Origin of the sequence: Enterococcus sp. DIV0436a (assembly GCF_051711605.1) — a bacterium.
GTDB classification, from domain to species: Bacteria; Bacillota; Bacilli; order Lactobacillales; family Enterococcaceae; genus Enterococcus_B; species Enterococcus_B faecium.
The window spans coordinates 2,615,001-2,632,906 of record NZ_JBIONA010000001.1 but is presented as its reverse complement, the minus strand read 5'-3'; the positions used below and the strand labels follow the sequence as shown (position 1 = coordinate 2,632,906).

11 protein-coding genes, 1 tRNA gene and 2 rRNA genes (1 of these 14 only partly in view) are annotated in these 17,906 nt (G+C 41.6%); all 14 read left to right on the top strand.

All coding sequences use genetic code 11. The features are described 5' to 3' along the window. Positions 1-9: 9 nt before the first annotated feature. Complete coding sequence (gene mfd, locus IGL15_RS13030; protein ID WP_104765424.1) at positions 10-3,531, top strand: transcription-repair coupling factor; 3,522 nt, start codon at positions 10-12, stop codon at positions 3,529-3,531. A 14-nt stretch (positions 3,532-3,545) separates the two neighbouring features. Next, positions 3,546-5,141 (top strand): putative polysaccharide biosynthesis protein, encoded by a 1,596-nt coding sequence (locus IGL15_RS13025; protein ID WP_002332263.1) that lies wholly within the window; start codon positions 3,546-3,548, stop codon positions 5,139-5,141. 10 nt (positions 5,142-5,151) lie between these two features. Further along, the gene (locus tag IGL15_RS13020; RefSeq protein WP_002287407.1) at positions 5,152-5,421 is read left to right on the top strand and encodes an RNA-binding S4 domain-containing protein; all 270 of its coding nucleotides are present in this window, start codon (positions 5,152-5,154) and stop codon (positions 5,419-5,421) included. A gap of 66 nt (positions 5,422-5,487) precedes the next feature. Continuing rightward, positions 5,488-5,913, top strand: a complete 426-nt coding sequence (locus IGL15_RS13015; RefSeq protein ID WP_002287409.1) for an FtsB family cell division protein — start codon at positions 5,488-5,490, stop codon at positions 5,911-5,913. A 45-nt stretch (positions 5,914-5,958) separates the two neighbouring features. Further along, the gene (locus tag IGL15_RS13010) at positions 5,959-6,429 is read left to right on the top strand and encodes a S1 domain-containing RNA-binding protein (protein WP_002287412.1); all 471 of its coding nucleotides are present in this window, start codon (positions 5,959-5,961) and stop codon (positions 6,427-6,429) included. A 119-nt stretch (positions 6,430-6,548) separates the two neighbouring features. Continuing rightward, the gene (tilS, locus tag IGL15_RS13005) at positions 6,549-7,994 is read left to right on the top strand and encodes a tRNA lysidine(34) synthetase TilS (protein WP_104765430.1); all 1,446 of its coding nucleotides are present in this window, start codon (positions 6,549-6,551) and stop codon (positions 7,992-7,994) included. Beyond that, entirely contained in the window at positions 7,994-8,539 is a 546-nt protein-coding gene (gene hpt, locus IGL15_RS13000) for a hypoxanthine phosphoribosyltransferase (protein WP_002287415.1), read from the top strand. The genes tilS and hpt overlap by 1 nt, the downstream gene beginning before the upstream one ends. A gap of 89 nt (positions 8,540-8,628) precedes the next feature. Continuing rightward, on the top strand, positions 8,629-10,740 hold the full coding sequence (ftsH, locus tag IGL15_RS12995; RefSeq protein ID WP_002287418.1) for an ATP-dependent zinc metalloprotease FtsH: 2,112 nt from the start codon (positions 8,629-8,631) through the stop codon (positions 10,738-10,740). A 216-nt stretch (positions 10,741-10,956) separates the two neighbouring features. Next, positions 10,957-11,844, top strand: coding sequence for an Hsp33 family molecular chaperone HslO (gene hslO, locus IGL15_RS12990; RefSeq protein WP_002298174.1), 888 nt, complete (start codon positions 10,957-10,959; stop codon positions 11,842-11,844). After that, the gene (dusB, locus tag IGL15_RS12985) at positions 11,845-12,849 is read left to right on the top strand and encodes a tRNA dihydrouridine synthase DusB (RefSeq protein WP_002307694.1); all 1,005 of its coding nucleotides are present in this window, start codon (positions 11,845-11,847) and stop codon (positions 12,847-12,849) included. It abuts the gene before it with no gap. A gap of 110 nt (positions 12,850-12,959) precedes the next feature. Then, the gene (lysS, locus tag IGL15_RS12980; protein WP_002296055.1) at positions 12,960-14,456 is read left to right on the top strand and encodes a lysine--tRNA ligase; all 1,497 of its coding nucleotides are present in this window, start codon (positions 12,960-12,962) and stop codon (positions 14,454-14,456) included. A gap of 680 nt (positions 14,457-15,136) precedes the next feature. Continuing rightward, positions 15,137-16,696 (top strand): 16S ribosomal RNA (locus IGL15_RS12975). 76 nt (positions 16,697-16,772) lie between these two features. Further along, a tRNA-Ala gene (locus tag IGL15_RS12970) sits at positions 16,773-16,845 on the top strand. Between the two features lie 292 nt (positions 16,846-17,137). Next, positions 17,138-17,906: ribosomal RNA gene (locus IGL15_RS12965) — 23S ribosomal RNA — on the top strand (it continues 2,146 nt past the right edge of the window). Together the 16S and 23S rRNA genes with 1 tRNA gene alongside form the textbook arrangement of a ribosomal RNA operon.

The following is a 17,906-nucleotide window of genomic DNA, read 5'->3' as shown; positions in this document are numbered from 1 at the left end:
GGAAAAGGAATGGATATTATTCAATTAGTCGGAAAAGATCCGCAAGTAAAAGAATGGGTCAGCAATTTAGAAGAAAAAATGCCTAGACAACTAATCACAGGATTAGCGGGCTCAGCGAAAACACTTCTATTTGCTCGAGCGTTTAAGAAAACAAATAAAAACATGATTATTCTGATGCCAAATTTGTATTATGCGAATCAGTTAGCAGAAGATCTGCAACATGTGATTCCGCAAGATCAGATCCATTTATTTCCAGTGGATGAAGTGCTTTCTGCTGAAATGGCCTTTTCTTCTCCAGAAGCGCGAGGCGAGAGAGTCGCAACGCTTAACGCACTTCAAGAAAAAAAAGCAGGTATCTATTTGTTGCCAGTCGCATCTTTGCACAAACGACTGCCGAATAAGAAAACTTGGCTACAGGCGCAATTGAATTGGCATATTGGTGATGAGATAGACGTGGAAAATCTTCCTCGCCAATTGACTTTGATGGGCTATGTACGAGAAGAGATGGTCGCAAAACCGGGAGAATTCAGTATTCGAGGAAGCATTATCGATATTTACCCGTTAACGACAACCTATCCTGTTCGTGTAGAACTATTTGATGTAGAGATAGATTCTATGCGGTATTTTGAAGCAGAAACACAACGCTCAATCGAAAAAACGGAAGAAATCTGGGTTTCCCCAACGAGTGAACAAGTCTACGGACCAGAGGATCTAGAACATGGAATAGAGCAAATGCAAAAAATGCTAGAAAAACGGCTTGCTGCGACCACAGAAGAAGCAGACCGCGAGTTTTTGCAAGATTACTTCGGTCAGCTGACTTCAAGCTGGCAAGCAGGTGTCCCGACAGAAGAAGCAAAATTCTACTCAGATCTTCTTTACCAAGAATCTGTGACGATCTTGGATTATTTCCCTTCAAATAGTTTACTAGTCGTTGATGATTATCAGCGAATCATGGAAACAAATCGGGAAATCGAAAGGGAAGCGGCAGAATGGCAGACTCAAAAAATCAGCGAATTGCGGGTGTTTTCTGAGCAGACATTTTCAGCAGATATACAAAAAATCGTGCAGAAGGAAAAGTTCACCACAACCTTTTTCTCGCTCTTTCAAAAAGGAATGGGAAATCTTCGCTTCCAAGCAATCCATAATTTTCAATATCGGACGATGCAACAGTTCTTCGGACAAATGCCATTGCTGAAAACAGAAATGGACCGTTGGCGCAAGCAAAAGCAAACTGTTGTGATTTTTATTCCGACAAAGGACAGGATACGCAAAGCAGAACAAATGCTTCGAGATGAAGACATATTAGTAGTAGAAACAGAAAAAAATGCATTGATCAGAGGACAAGTGCAATTAGTTGAAGGAGCTTTGCAAGCTGGTTTTGAACTTCCTCAAGAAAAAATAGTAGCTATCACAGAAAAAGAAATTTTTCAAAAAACAACAAAAAAACAAACGAGACGTCAAACAGTAACAAACGCAGAGCGATTGAAAAGCTATAATGAATTAAAAGCAGGAGATTACGTTGTCCATGCCAATCATGGTATCGGGAAATACATCGGGATGGAAACGCTAGAAGTAGATGGCGTTCACCAAGACTATATGACTATTTTGTACCAAAACGACGATAAACTGTTTATTCCTGTTACTCAACTGAACCTGATCCAAAAATATGTCGCCTCTGAAGCCAAAGCGCCTCGCATCAATAAGCTAGGCGGAAGTGAATGGACGAAAACCAAGCGAAAAGTCTCTTCAAAAATCGAGGATATCGCTGACGATCTAATCAAATTATATGCCGCAAGAGAGTCAGAAAAAGGATATGCTTTTGGACCTGATGACGCCTACCAAAAAGAATTCGAAAATGCCTTCCCCTACTCTGAAACTGATGACCAGTTGAGAAGTGCAGCGGAGATCAAACGGGATATGGAAAAAGAAAAGCCAATGGATCGGCTACTCGTAGGTGATGTTGGTTATGGGAAAACAGAAGTAGCGCTTCGAGCGGCCTTTAAAGCGATAAAGGAAAGCAAACAAGTAGCCTTTTTAGTTCCAACAACGATCTTGGCACAGCAGCACTATGAAACGATGCTGGAAAGATTTGAAGGTTTCCCCGTAAATATCGGGCTATTAAGTCGTTTCAGAACAAGAAAGCAACAAAAAGAAACCATCGAACAACTGCGTACAGGTCAAGTTGATATTGTTGTAGGAACCCATCGAATCTTGTCAAAAGATATTGAATTTAGCGATTTGGGTCTATTGATCATTGACGAAGAACAACGTTTTGGTGTAAAACATAAGGAACGATTGAAACAGTTACGTGCACAAGTGGATGTTTTGACTCTGACTGCAACACCGATTCCGAGAACTTTGCATATGTCGATGTTAGGCGTGCGGGATCTTTCAGTAATCGAAACACCGCCTGCGAATCGTTATCCGATCCAAACATATGTTATGGAAAAAAATCCTGGGGCTATTCGCGAAGCAATCCATCGAGAAATGGGACGAGGTGGACAAGTATTCTATTTATATAATCGGGTAGAAACGATCGAACAAAAAGTAGAAGAAATCCAAGAACTCGTTCCGGAAGCACGGATCGGTTATGCTCATGGGCAAATGACAGAGGCGCAATTAGAAAATACGCTTTTTGAATTTATTGAAGGTCAGTATGATGTTCTTGTCACTACAACCATCATTGAAACAGGAGTAGATATCCCGAACGCAAATACGTTGTTCGTTGAGAACGCTGATTATATGGGATTATCCACGTTATACCAATTGCGAGGGCGGGTAGGAAGAAGCAGCCGTGTCGCATATGCTTACTTTATGTATGAGCAGCAGAAGATCCTTAACGAAGTCAGTGAAAAACGTCTTCAGGCAATCAAAGATTTTACAGAATTGGGATCTGGATTCAAGATTGCGATGCGGGATCTTTCCATTCGCGGTGCAGGTAATCTCTTAGGTGCTCAGCAGCATGGATTTATTGACGCAGTCGGTTTCGATATGTATTCTCAAATGCTAAGCGAAGCTGTTTCTCGTAAACAAGGAAAGAATAGTCAAGTGGAGAAGACCACTGTTGAGATCGACCTCGGTGTCGATGCGTATCTACCTGAAACATACGTGGCAGATCAACGGCAGAAAATCGAGATCTATAAACGAATTCGTGAACTTGATTCGCAAGAAATGCTAGATGAACTAGAAGATGATCTGCTCGACCGTTTTGGAGAATACCCAGAAGAAGTAGCACATCTCTTGACAATTGGGCAGATCAAAATGGATGGCGATCGAGCGCTCCTAGAAACGATAAGGAAACAGGAGGCGCATATAGTCTTTACTCTAAGTAAAGTTGGAACAAAACGCTATAGTGTGGAACAGTTATTCGAAGCACTGACAGCGACAAAACTAAAAGCCAGTCTAGGCGTTGAAAAAGAACAGATGGTGATACGCTTGACGATCCCCAGCCAAATGGAAGAAGCAGTATGGCTTCAGGAAATCCAAAAGTTTGTCAAAGCGTTGCGTGAGCAAAAATATCTGTCAGCGTAGGAAGGAGCAATGATTTGGATCATAAAGAAATGCGGCGCGTCATGCAAGGAGCATTTGTCTTGACGATTGCTTCTTTCATAGCAAAAGTATTAAGTGCCCTTTACCGAATTCCCCTCCAAAACTTAGTCGGCGACGAAGGTTTTTATGTTTATCAGCAAGTTTATCCAATTTATGGGATAGCAATGACTTTAGCTTTATCCGGTCTTCCGCAGTTCATATCAAAGTACGTTGCAGAAAGAAAGAATCCTTTCGAGCGAAAGCAAGCTTTGCAAAATCTTTATCCCTTAGTATTTTGGACAGGTGTCTTTTTGTGGTTGTTTGTCTTTTCATTTAGCAGCTGGATTGCTTGGATGATGGGAGACATACAATTGAAACCGCTGATCCAAGTAGTTTCCTTTACCTTTTTGCTGATGCCTGGTCTATCTTTTTATCGAGGGAATTTCCAAGGAAGATTCTTGATGGAACCAACTGCTGTTTCTCAAGTAGTTGAGCAGTTCGTTCGTGTTTTTGTGATTGTCTGTAGTGCGTTTGCTTTTAGAAAGCTTGGATGGACGGTGTACCAAACAGGGACGGCAGCAATGAGTGGAGCTGTTTTTGGCGGTTTATGCGCATATGGGATCCTTCACTACTATGAACAAAAGATTCATGGAGGAGCGTTAAGCTTCCGACGGTTTCCATTGTTCAAACAGCCGTCAAAGCCCTTGATCCGGCGTTTTCTGGTAGAAGGCGGACTGGTTTCGATTTATAGTGGATTGCTTATCTTTTTCCAGCTGATCGACTCTTTCTTTGTAAAAAATGCTTTGGAAGTTTACGGACTGTCAGAATACGGTGCGAAGATAGCAAAAGGGGTCTATGATCGAGGTCAGCCTTTAGTACAATTAGGTTTAGTGATTGCCACTGCATTAAGTGCGACATTCCTGCCTGCGTTGACTCGTCATTTGACCAACCGGATCTATCGTCAGTTTTTACAGACAGCCAAAATCTATCTTAGATTGACGACCGCTTTAGCATTAGCTGCGTCTTTGGGATTAGCCTTGCTGCTCCCTTATATCAATTATGCGTTGTTTAAAGATTATGCGGGAAATGCAGCGCTTGTATTGTTTGTTTTTTCCATTGCTTTCACTGCAGTCATCCAAGCTTATCAAAGTATTGCTCAAAGCAAGAACTCGTTTCGCCCTTCTTTAAAAGGCGCAGGATGGGGACTATTGGTAAAAGGATTGACTACTTCTTTTCTGACCGGTTTATTAGGAACAGCAGGTGCAAGCCTGTCTACCCTTTTAGGATTAGGTGTGACGCTTTGGTATTTTGTTCGAATCGAAACAAAAGAGCTAAATGCTTTTTGGAAAGAACGGCATTTTGGACGGAAGTTGATGATCAGCCTTCTTTGTATGGCAGTAGTACTGCTGCTGTATTATGGTGTATTGAATATAGTGTTTGGTCCTGTAACTCATCGTTCCACTGCTTTTTTTGTCAGCGTGATAGGAGTTGGGATCGGGGCTTCTGTGTTCATTTATACAGTGATCCGTCTTCGTCTGTTTACAGTACGAGAATGGCTAATGTTGCCCTTTGGTAAGAAAATCCTGCGATTAAATAAAAAAATTAAAAAGTGAGGAATAAGATATGCGATTAGATAAATTTTTAAAAATTTCCCGAATCATCAAAAGACGATCAGTAGCAAAAGAAGTAGCTGATAAAGGAAGAATTCAAATCAACGGTAAATTGGCGAAATCTTCCAGTGATGTCAAAGTAGGCGATATTTTGAAAGTCCAGTTCGGCAACAAAACGTTGGAAGTGAAAATCACGGAATTACATGAATCAACTAAAAAAGAAGATGCACAAAAAATGTACGAAATTATTTCTGAAAATCGCACAGAAACACTAGAGAAATAGATTAGACAAGCTTTCACGATATTGGTATAATGAAAAAGACAATCAAAAAGATTGGAGCGAATCCAAGTGACGAAAAAAAGCAATAAAATCGCTGCGCTAGATACGGAATATGCAAAGAAAAAGTATGCTGAATTTCAGCAACAACAACGTCAACTGATTTTTCGAAGACGCAGACTGGCTGCAATTTTTGTTGGTGCTTTGGTCATTTTCGCGATAATAGGTGTGCAGATTTTCCATGACATGCAAAGGATGCATCAATTGAACGAATTGAGAGTCGAAGCAAATACTGAAATGAAAGAAGTCAACGCAGACGTTGATCAGCTGCACCAAGATGTTTCATTGCTGAAAGATGATGAGTATGTAGCTAAACTTGCCAGAAGCAAATTCTTTTACTCAAAAGACGGTGAAAAAGTTTATCCTATATTAGAATCAAATACAGACAGCTCGACAAATGAAACAGATCAATCAACTAGTTCTACAACTGCAAAATAAGCAGGAATATAAAAAAGGGAAATAATTAGGAGGAACATTTTTTTTATGTCAATCGAGGTAGGAGCAAAACTGCAAGGAAAAGTATCAGGAATTACAAATTTTGGTGCGTTTATTGATCTAGGTGCTGGAAAAACGGGTCTAGTTCATATTAGCGAAGTGTCAAATGGCTATGTAAAAGACATCCATGATGTTTTAAGTGTAGGAGATGAAGTAACAGTCAAAGTTATTTCAGTAAATGATGATGGAAAAATCGGACTATCTATCCGGAAAGCGCAGGAACAACCTGCTGAATCTGGAGAAGAAAGCCGTCCTAAAAAATATCAACAAAAAGATCCCCGTGACAACCGAAATCGTCCAGCACAGAAAAAATCTTTTTCTCGTAGTCAACCTTCAGCTCAAAAAGAAGACTTCGATTCATTGATGAGTTCATTTTTGAAAGATAGCGATGACCGCTTATCTTCATTGAAGCGAAACACAGAAGGAAAGCGCGGTGGCCGTGGCGGACGCCGCAGCTAAAAAGCCGCAAATAATGATAGTGCGACTATTTGGGTCATAGTATCAACAGAGGGCAGGTTAATTGTCGTTTTAGACGTTTTCCCGCTCTCTTTTTTTTAGGAAGAAAGGGTGTGGAAAGGATGAACGTTGAAAAAGGCGGGAAAAAAGCACCGCTATTACAGCAGTCATTTATTCGGCACGGGAATGAACAAGGATTCTGGCAACAAGGATCGAGAATTTTAGCAGCGGTATCAGGTGGTGTTGATTCGATGGTTTTGCTCCATTTACTTTTACAAGTGCAACGCCAAATCGGTTTTTCTTTAGGTATCGTCCACATCAATCATCAATTAAGAGAAGAATCAGCAGAAGAAGCTGCCTATCTTCGCTCATATTGTGAAGAGAAGAATCTCCCTTTATACGTAAGTATTTGGGAAGATCCAGCCAAATCCGCCATAGAAACAGAAGCTCGTAACTTTCGTTATCAAGAATTCACTCGCGTGATGGAAGAAGGACAATATGACACATTGATGACTGCTCATCACGGAGATGATCAAATCGAGACGGTGTTAATGAAAATCGTTCGTGGGGGACAGTTAAATACTTTTTCTGGAATCAAAGAAGTACAACCATTTGCTACGGGCAGACTGGTTCGTCCGTTGCTGAGTTTTAGCAAAGAAGACCTATATACTTATGCAGCAGAATCGCAGCTTGTTTACTTTGAGGATCAGACAAACCAATTGTTAGATGTCCAGAGAAATCGGCTTCGTCATTTGGTAGTTCCTCAATTGAAACAAGAAAATACACAGGCGTTGAGACATTTCCAGCAATTTTCGCAACAGATCCAATGGGCAGACCAAGTCATTCAAAAATATATGGGACAGTTGATCGAAAAGGAAGTCGAACAGTGGGAGGAACAATTTCGATTTTCTGCAGAAATGATCGAAGAAATGACAGATGCTGAACGATACTATTTTTTTTACTCCTTTTTCGACAAAGCATTCTCAAAAACAGGGATTATTTTGAAAGAACAACAAATGGAGTCGATTTTAGAACAGTGGCAACAGAAAAAAAGCCAATGGCAACTCAGTATTGGCAATAATTGGATACTGAAAAGAGAGTATCATTTTGTTGTACTCTCTAAAAAAGAAAAACAAGCAACTAGCCAGACAGAAGACCAGCGCTTGTTGCTGATTCCAGAACAAGGAATATATTTGAATGAAACAGAATGGATTGGTCTGGTCAAACCTGAAAATGCAGGGGACATCAAAGCAACAGATTCATGGTCTCTATTTTCTCATGACATTTGGATTCCTGCTGATGTGCAACTGTATGTCGAAAAAAGAAAAGCAGGAGACCGCATTAAATTAACAGAGAATCTCACAAAAAAAGTATCTAGATATTTTATCGATCAGAAAGTACCTAATTCACAAAGGCAGCATGCTTGGATCATTACAGATGCCAAAAGAAATATATATAGCTTGATACCTTTTGCCTTTTCATATTTGAGTATTCGTGAAGAAACTGATAAAATACACTACATACTTCTTTACAAATATCAAAAAGAAGCAATTGGAAGGAGAACCTGATGTTGGAAAAGGATATTGAGAGAATTTTGATCTCACAAGAAGAGATACAAGTTCGTTGCAAAGAACTAGGCAAAGAGTTAACAGAAATTTACCAAAACACCAATCCCCTAGTAGTAGGTGTCTTAAAAGGAGCGGTACCATTCATGGCAGATATCGTTCGTTCTATCGATACGTATTTGGAATTGGATTTCATGGATGTTTCAAGCTACGGGAATGCAACAGTCTCGTCAGGGGAAGTAAAAATCGTCAAAGACTTAGATACGAATGTAGAAGGTCGCGATCTGTTGATCGTTGAAGATATCATTGACAGCGGAAGAACACTTGCTTATTTAGTGGATCTTTTCAAATACCGCAAAGCAAAATCAGTCAAAATTGTTACACTACTTGACAAACCTGAAGGAAGAGTAGTAAATATCGAAGCAGATTATGTTGGCTTCAACGTACCAAATGAATTTGTGGTCGGTTATGGCTTGGATTATGCAGAAGCATATCGTAACCTTCCGTACATCGGTGTATTGAAACCTAGTGTTTATCAATCAAATTAATGCTGTATCTCAATTAAATTATGGTACAATAGAATGGTCAGGATTGATAAAAAACTGTTAAATTAAATTGACGCTTAGGGAGGGCAACTATGAACAAAAAGAACAACGGCATGATGAAAAATGCCTTGTATTATGTCCTCGTAATCTTAGCGATGGTAATGGTCGTTTATTTTATTTTTGGTAATAACGGCCAGCGATCGTCAGATATCGAGTACTCAAAATTCACAGAACAACTACAAGCAGGCAAGATCAAAGAATTTGAAGTGCAGCCTGCAAATGGTGTATATAAGATCACTGGTGAATACAAAGAACAGCAGACCGTCGCTAACAGCGGTGGGTTAGCTATCTTAGGTTCAACAGATACGACTACTACCCATTTCACAACAATCATTTTGCCAAATGATACAACATTGAGCCAAGTAACAGAACTGGCAAAAGAAAACAAAGTTGCTACAACAGTAAAAGAAGAATCAAGCAGCGGTATATGGGTTTCCCTATTGCTTAGCTTCTTGCCAATCGTAATCATCATCTTTTTCTTTTACATGATGATGGGACAACAAGGCGGCGGCGGTGGCGGTGGCGGCCGTGTCATGAACTTTGGTAAATCAAAAGCCAAAGAAGCAGACAAAAAAGCTAATCGCGTACGTTTTTCTGATGTAGCGGGTGCGGAAGAAGAAAAACAAGAACTAGTTGAAGTTGTTGAATTTCTGAAAGATCCTCGCCGATTTGTTGAATTAGGTGCCCGTATCCCGGCAGGTGTACTTTTAGAAGGACCTCCAGGAACAGGTAAAACCTTATTAGCAAAAGCTGTTGCCGGAGAAGCTGGAGTACCGTTTTACTCGATCTCGGGTTCTGATTTCGTAGAAATGTTTGTCGGTGTTGGAGCAAGTCGTGTTCGTGATTTGTTTGAAACAGCGAAGAAAAACGCACCAGCTATCATTTTCATTGATGAAATTGATGCGGTAGGTCGTCAACGTGGTGCCGGTATGGGCGGCGGACATGATGAACGCGAACAAACATTGAACCAATTGCTTGTAGAAATGGATGGCTTCGACGGAAATGAAGGAGTAATCGTCATTGCTGCAACCAACCGTTCTGATGTACTAGACCCAGCGTTACTACGTCCAGGCCGTTTTGACCGCCAGATTTTAGTTGGACGTCCAGATGTAAAAGGTCGTGAAGCAATCTTGCGAGTCCATGCACGGAATAAACCGATGGCAGATGACGTTGACTTGAAAGTTGTGGCTCAACAGACACCAGGTTTTGCCGGAGCAGATTTAGAAAATGTCTTGAATGAAGCAGCGTTAGTAGCTGCTAGAAGAAATAAAAAGAAAATCGATGCTTCTGATATCGATGAAGCGGAAGATCGCGTGATTGCAGGTCCAGCTAAAAAAGATCGCGTAATCAGCAAAAAAGAACGCGAAATGGTTGCTTATCACGAAGCTGGTCATACGATTGTCGGATTAGTATTGAGTCGCGCTCGGGTCGTCCACAAAGTAACGATCATCCCTCGCGGACGCGCCGGCGGATATATGATCGCTTTACCAAAAGAAGATCAGTTCTTGATGACGAAAGAAGATATGTTTGAACAAATCGTAGGCTTACTTGGTGGACGTACAGCTGAAGAAATCATCTTCAATGTCCAATCAACTGGTGCTTCCAATGACTTTGAGCAAGCGACAGCTCTAGCACGAAGCATGGTAACAGAATATGGAATGAGTGATCGTTTAGGTCCTGTTCAATATGAAGGAAACCATCAAGTGTTTGTTGGCCGCGACTATGGTCAAACAAAAGCTTACTCTGAACAAGTCGCTTTCGAGATTGATCAAGAAGTACGAAAAATCTTGATGGAAGCTCATGATAAAGCTCGAGAAATCATCGAAGCTCATCGTGCGCAGCATAAACTGATTGCTGAAAAACTTTTGGAATTCGAAACATTGGATGCCAAAGCAATCAAGTCATTGTTTGAACACGGTGTGATGCCTGAAGGTACTGAGTCAAATGATTATCCAAGCGAAAAAGAAGCGAAAACTTTTGAAGAAGCAAAACGTGCTTTGGAAGAAAAAGACGCTGAAAAACAAGCGGAAGAAAAACGTGATTTTGAAGAAGCAAAACATGAACTGAATGAGGAAAATAAAGCAGAACATGATTCAGATTCTCAACAATCAGAAGATAATCATTCAGACGATCAATACAAATAAAAAAATATAGGTCAATTGATCTGATATGACTCCCGAAAACCGGAACAAAAACCGGTTTTCGGGAGATTTCTTTATTTAAGTTGTAAATAGGATGATGTCCTGTTTTCTAGATGATTCTGAATTATTTTTAAAAGAAGCATTCCAAAGTTGAAAAAAGCAGTAGTTGCTAGTATGATTCACTATGAGTTTAAAAACGGAAAAAGGAGTACATAACAAATGAAAGATTATTTGGTTAAGGCACTTGCTCACGACGGATTCGTCCGAGCATACGCAGTTCAAGCAACAAATACCGTAGCGGAGGCACAAAGACGTCATGATACTTGGCACACCTCCTCAGCTGCTTTGGGACGGACATTGGTCGGTAGTCTGCTACTTGGTGCGACGCTCAAAGGAGAAGACAAATTAACTGTTCGAATCCAAGGCGATGGTCCAGCAACAGGAATTGTAGTAGATGCAAATGGAAAGGGAGATGTGAAAGGTTACATCAAAAATCCGCATCTCAGTCTTCCTCTAAATAGTGAAGGTAAAATCGATGTGCGGGGAGCAGTTGGAACACAAGGAATGTTTACTGTCACAAAAGACTTAGGATTAAAAGAACCTTTTTCTGGGCAAACGCCGATTGTTTCTGGAGAAATCGCTGAAGATTTTACTTACTATCTTGCTATCTCAGAACAAATCCCTTCAGCTGTTGGACTGAGTGTATTGGTCAATACTGACGACAGCATCAAGACGGCGGGAGGATTCATGATCCAAATCATGCCAGGTGCCGATGAAGAAACAATCAGCAAGATCGAAGAACAATTAAAAACGACACCAAGAATCTCTACCCTCTTAGATGAAGGACAGACACCAGAAGAAATATTGAAAGGATTGCTTGGTACAGAAGAATTGAACATTTTGGAAAAAATGCCTGTTCAATTCAAATGTGACTGTTCAAAAGAAAAATTTGCAGAAGCAATTATCGCGTTAGGTGCAGAAGAAATCCAAGCAATGATAGACGAAGATCACGGTGCAGAAGCGGTTTGTTCTTTCTGTAATAACAAATACAAGTATAGCGAAGAAGAATTAGCTGGATTGAAGAAAGAAGCCTTAGGAGGGATTTAAGTGGAACACACATGGAAAATTGGCAATGTGGAAATCCCTAATCGTGTCGTTGTTGCACCGATGGCTGGAATAACAAATTCAGCATTTCGAGTCACTGTCAAAGAATTTGGTGCAGGCTTAGTCGTATGTGAAATGATCAGTGACCAAGGTATTCATTTCAGAAACAAAAAAACTTTAGAGATGCTCCACATTGAAGAAACAGAACATCCATTAAGTTTACAGATATTTGGCGGAAATAAAGATAGTCTAGTTGAAGCTGCTCAATTTGTCGAAGAAAACACAGCTGCCGATATAATAGATATCAATATGGGCTGTCCAGTAAATAAAGTGATCAAAGCAGAAGCAGGAGCAAAATGGCTTTTAGATCCTGAGAAAGTATACGAAATGGTCCAAGCTGTTTCTTCAGCAGTAGATATCCCAGTAACAGTCAAGATGCGTATTGGTTGGGATGAAGAGCACGTCTTTGCTGTAGAAAATGCATTAGCAGCACAATCAGCTGGAGCAAGTGCCATCGCTATGCATGGACGTACACGGGTTCAGATGTATGAAGGAAAAGCGGACTGGGAAGTATTGAAAGAAGTGAAAAAACATTTGACGATCCCATTTATGGGGAACGGGGATGTCAAAACGCCAGAAGATGCAAAACGGATGCTTGACTATGTCGGTGCAGACGGTGTGATGATTGGTCGTGCAGCGCTGGGCAATCCATGGATGATTCACCGCACACAGCATTATCTCGAAACAGGAGAACTGATTCCTGAACCAACACCAGCCGAAAAAATTGCTACAGCTAAACTTCATTTACAACGCTTAGCAGATCTCAAAGGAGAAAAAGTAGCTTGTAGAGAATTCAGAACACATGCGGCTTATTATTTAAAAGGGATTCCTCGAGCAGCGAAAGTGAAAGTAGCAATCAATCAGACAGAAAAACAGCAAGAAATCAATGACCTGCTGGATCAATTTGTAGAAAAAGCGGAAAAAGTACTATTGAAACAAACGTTGTGATTTCTAAGTTTTTCGTGAATTTTCAAGCCGAAATTCCAAGTTCGGCTTGCTTTTTTTGTGTTTCATTGGCATTATAGGAAAGAGATTAACATGAGAATGGAGGAACTTTTGTGACACAGGAACAACAACATCAAGTAGAAGATTTAAATGATCAAATGCTTGTACGTCGTCAAAAAATGGAACAATTGCGTGAAGATGGAATCGATCCATTTGGAAAACGATTTGAACGCACGCACAACTCAGAAGAATTGCATGAACTATTTGATCCAAGAACAAAAGAAGAACTAGCAGAAATGGGATTGACCGCTAGTGTAGCTGGTCGTATGATGACTCGCCGAGGAAAAGGGAAAGCTGGATTTGCGCATCTACAAGATCGTGAAGGCCAAATTCAAATTTATGTAAGAAAAGACCAAGTAGGTGATGAGGCCTATGAAGTATTCAAACATGCAGACCTTGGAGATTTCTTTGGTGTAACTGGACAAATCATGAAAACAGACACAGGCGAAGTTTCTATCAAAGCTTCAGAAATCACGATTTTGTCAAAAGCACTTCGTCCACTGCCAGATAAATACCATGGCTTAACGAATATTGAACAACGCTACAGACAACGCTACTTGGATTTAATCAGTAATCGCGAAAGCTTTGACCGATTTATGAAAAGAAGCCAAATTATCAGCGAAATCCGTCGCTATTTAGATGGCAATGGCTATATTGAAGTAGAAACACCAGTATTGCACAATGAGGCAGGTGGAGCTGCCGCACGCCCATTTATCACGCATCATAATGCACTGGACATTGATTTATATTTGCGTATTGCGCTAGAACTTCATTTAAAACGACTAATTGTTGGCGGAATGGAAAAAGTTTATGAAATCGGCCGCGTTTTCCGTAATGAAGGAATTGATACTACACATAATCCAGAATTTACGATGTTAGAAGCATACACAGCATATACTGATTTCAATGATGTAATGAATCTGACAGAAGGTATTATCCGTAACGCAGCTGAAAAAGTACTAGGAACAGCAAAAATCACATATGATGGACAAGCTGTCGACTTAGAAAGTGACTTTAAACGCATCCATATGGTAGATGCAATCAAAGAACAAACTGGTGTAGACTTCTGGCAAGAAATGACATTGGAAGAAGCATTAGCTTTAGCCGAAAAACACAATGTAGAAGTAACCGAAGCTATGGGTGTCGGACATGTTATCAATGAATTCTTTGAAACATTTGTTGAAGAAACATTGACACAACCGACGTTTGTATACGGACATCCAGTCGAAGTTTCGCCTTTAGCGAAGAAAAATCCAGAAGATCCTCGATTCACAGATCGATTCGAACTATTCATCGTGGGGCGCGAATTTGCTAATGCCTTTACAGAACTGAACGATCCAATTGATCAAAGAGAAAGATTCGAAGCGCAAGAAAAAGAACGTGAACTAGGAAATGACGAAGCTCACGGTGTAGACGAAGACTTCTTGGAAGCCTTAGAATACGGTATGCCGCCAACTGGTGGTCTAGGTATCGGGATCGACAGATTAGTAATGTTGCTAACTGATGCACAATCAATTCGGGATGTTTTGCTATTCCCAACAATGAGATAATCGAATAAAAGCTGTCTAAGGAATTCCTTAGGCAGCTTTTGCTGTGTAGAAAGGAATAAATAATAACGAAAGTTCAAAAGCTAATGCCGACTATTCTAGACATTAAAGAAGACGAAAACGAACGATAAAGAAAGAAAAGTTATGAATAATCGTTTATTGAAAAAAACTTGAAAAAATACAAAAAATTCGTTGACCAAGCTAAATTTAGTTGGTATATTATTACTTGTCCAAAAGACAGAAGAAAATATTTATTCAAAAACATAACAAAAAAGTTATTGACATGTTACTAACGACATGATAAGATAACTGAGTCGTTAAAAAAGAACCACTTGCGAAGCTTGATTCTATCGAAAAAAACTTCAAAAAAGTTCTTGACAAATAACAAACGATAAGTTATGATAAATGAGTTGCTGAAAGATTTCGAAAAACGAAATCGAAAAAAACTTTTAAAAAAGAGTTGACAATCGCTTGTCTCTCTGATATGATATAAAAGTTGCTACGGCAGCCAAAAATGAATCGGGAAACACTCTCGATGAAGTAGACCTTTGAAAACTGAACAAAGTAAGACAAACCAAATGTGTAGGGCGTCTTGATTCAATTCAAGACAACAAACATTTTTAACAAGCAAGCAATATGCTAGCAAACAAATTGAGCTTAACAATCGCAAGATTGTTCGAACTTTTTATGAGAGTTTGATCCTGGCTCAGGACGAACGCTGGCGGCGTGCCTAATACATGCAAGTCGAACGCTTCTTTTTCCACCGGAGCTTGCTCCACCGGAAAAAGAAGAGTGGCGAACGGGTGAGTAACACGTGGGTAACCTGCCCATCAGAAGGGGATAACACTTGGAAACAGGTGCTAATACCGTATAACAATCAAAACCGCATGGTTTTGATTTGAAAGGCGCTTTCGGGTGTCGCTGATGGATGGACCCGCGGTGCATTAGCTAGTTGGTGAGGTAACGGCTCACCAAGGCCACGATGCATAGCCGACCTGAGAGGGTGATCGGCCACATTGGGACTGAGACACGGCCCAAACTCCTACGGGAGGCAGCAGTAGGGAATCTTCGGCAATGGACGAAAGTCTGACCGAGCAACGCCGCGTGAGTGAAGAAGGTTTTCGGATCGTAAAACTCTGTTGTTAGAGAAGAACAAGGATGAGAGTAACTGTTCATCCCTTGACGGTATCTAACCAGAAAGCCACGGCTAACTACGTGCCAGCAGCCGCGGTAATACGTAGGTGGCAAGCGTTGTCCGGATTTATTGGGCGTAAAGCGAGCGCAGGCGGTTTCTTAAGTCTGATGTGAAAGCCCCCGGCTCAACCGGGGAGGGTCATTGGAAACTGGGAGACTTGAGTGCAGAAGAGGAGAGTGGAATTCCATGTGTAGCGGTGAAATGCGTAGATATATGGAGGAACACCAGTGGCGAAGGCGGCTCTCTGGTCTGTAACTGACGCTGAGGCTCGAAAGCGTGGGGAGCAAACAGGATTAGATACCCTGGTAGTCCACGCCGTAAACGATGAGTGCTAAGTGTTGGAGGGTTTCCGCCCTTCAGTGCTGCAGCTAACGCATTAAGCACTCCGCCTGGGGAGTACGACCGCAAGGTTGAAACTCAAAGGAATTGACGGGGGCCCGCACAAGCGGTGGAGCATGTGGTTTAATTCGAAGCAACGCGAAGAACCTTACCAGGTCTTGACATCCTTTGACCACTCTAGAGATAGAGCTTCCCCTTCGGGGGCAAAGTGACAGGTGGTGCATGGTTGTCGTCAGCTCGTGTCGTGAGATGTTGGGTTAAGTCCCGCAACGAGCGCAACCCTTATTGTTAGTTGCCATCATTCAGTTGGGCACTCTAGCAAGACTGCCGGTGACAAACCGGAGGAAGGTGGGGATGACGTCAAATCATCATGCCCCTTATGACCTGGGCTACACACGTGCTACAATGGGAAGTACAACGAGTCGCGAAGTCGCGAGGCTAAGCTAATCTCTTAAAGCTTCTCTCAGTTCGGATTGCAGGCTGCAACTCGCCTGCATGAAGCCGGAATCGCTAGTAATCGCGGATCAGCACGCCGCGGTGAATACGTTCCCGGGCCTTGTACACACCGCCCGTCACACCACGAGAGTTTGTAACACCCGAAGTCGGTGAGGTAACCTTTTGGAGCCAGCCGCCTAAGGTGGGATAGATGATTGGGGTGAAGTCGTAACAAGGTAGCCGTATCGGAAGGTGCGGCTGGATCACCTCCTTTCTAAGGAATATTACGGAGACTACACAATTTGTTTTTACTTTGTTCAGTTTTGAGAGGTTTACTCTCAATTTAAAACGGGGCCTTAGCTCAGCTGGGAGAGCGCCTGCTTTGCACGCAGGAGGTCAGCGGTTCGATCCCGCTAGGCTCCATTAACAACATTAGTTGTTAAATTTGTTCATTGAAAACTGGATATTTGAAGTAAATGTAAGTAATACAAACCGAGAACACCGCGTTGAATTTGAAAGCTGAACAAATTGTTTAGCCTGAAGCAAAATAGGCGGACGGCCATAAAATCTTTGATTTTATGAGACGATCGATCTTTTTGCCGCACAGGCTGATTTGTGAGCTGGATAGAGTTTTTTAATAAGTTCAATTGCTTATTTTCTTGATCTAACTTCTATCGCTAGAAGAAGGATCAAAACCCAACCGCAAGGTTGATAAGGTTAAGTGAATAAGGGCGCACGGTGGATGCCTTGGCACTAGGAGCCGATGAAGGACGGGACTAACACCGATATGCTTTGGGGAGCTGTACGTAAGCTATGATCCAGAGATTTCCGAATGGGGGAACCCAGCATCTTTAATAGGATGTTACGATTGTGTGAATACATAGCACATTCGAGGTAGACGCAGAGAACTGAAACATCTAAGTACCTGCAGGAAGAGAAAGAAAATTCGATTCCCTGAGTAGCGGCGAGCGAAACGGGAAAAGCCCAAACCAGCAAGCTTGCTTGTTGGGGTTGTAGGACTCCGATATGGTAGTTCTTTCAGATAGTCGAATGACTTGGAAAAGTCAGTCAAAGAGGGTAAAAACCCCGTAGACGAAATGTGGAAGACACCTAGGAGGATCCTGAGTACGGCGGAACACGAGAAATTCCGTCGGAATCCGGGAGGACCATCTCCCAAGGCTAAATACTCCCTAGTGACCGATAGTGAACCAGTACCGTGAGGGAAAGGTGAAAAGCACCCCGGAAGGGGAGTGAAATAGAACCTGAAACCGTGTGCCTACAACAAGTCAAAGCCCGTTAATGGGTGATGGCGTGCCTTTTGTAGAATGAACCGGCGAGTTACGATTGCATGCGAGGTTAAGTTGAAGAGACGGAGCCGCAGCGAAAGCGAGTCTGAATAGGGCGTTTGAGTATGTAGTCGTAGACCCGAAACCATGTGATCTACCCATGTCCAGGTTGAAGGTGCGGTAAAACGCACTGGAGGA

Excerpts from the sequence above, each read along its gene's own strand:
- tilS (WP_104765430.1), top strand. The coding sequence starts at position 6,549 with ATGAACGTTGAAAAAGGCGGGAAAAAAGCACCGCTATTACAGCAGTCA.
- hpt (WP_002287415.1), top strand. The coding sequence starts at position 7,994 with ATGTTGGAAAAGGATATTGAGAGAATTTTGATCTCACAAGAAGAGATA.
- ftsH (WP_002287418.1), top strand. The coding sequence starts at position 8,629 with ATGAACAAAAAGAACAACGGCATGATGAAAAATGCCTTGTATTATGTC.
- IGL15_RS13020 (WP_002287407.1), top strand. The coding sequence starts at position 5,152 with ATGCGATTAGATAAATTTTTAAAAATTTCCCGAATCATCAAAAGACGA.
- hslO (WP_002298174.1), top strand. The coding sequence starts at position 10,957 with ATGAAAGATTATTTGGTTAAGGCACTTGCTCACGACGGATTCGTCCGA.
- IGL15_RS13010 (WP_002287412.1), top strand. The coding sequence starts at position 5,959 with ATGTCAATCGAGGTAGGAGCAAAACTGCAAGGAAAAGTATCAGGAATT.
- mfd (WP_104765424.1), top strand. The coding sequence starts at position 10 with ATGGATATTATTCAATTAGTCGGAAAAGATCCGCAAGTAAAAGAATGG.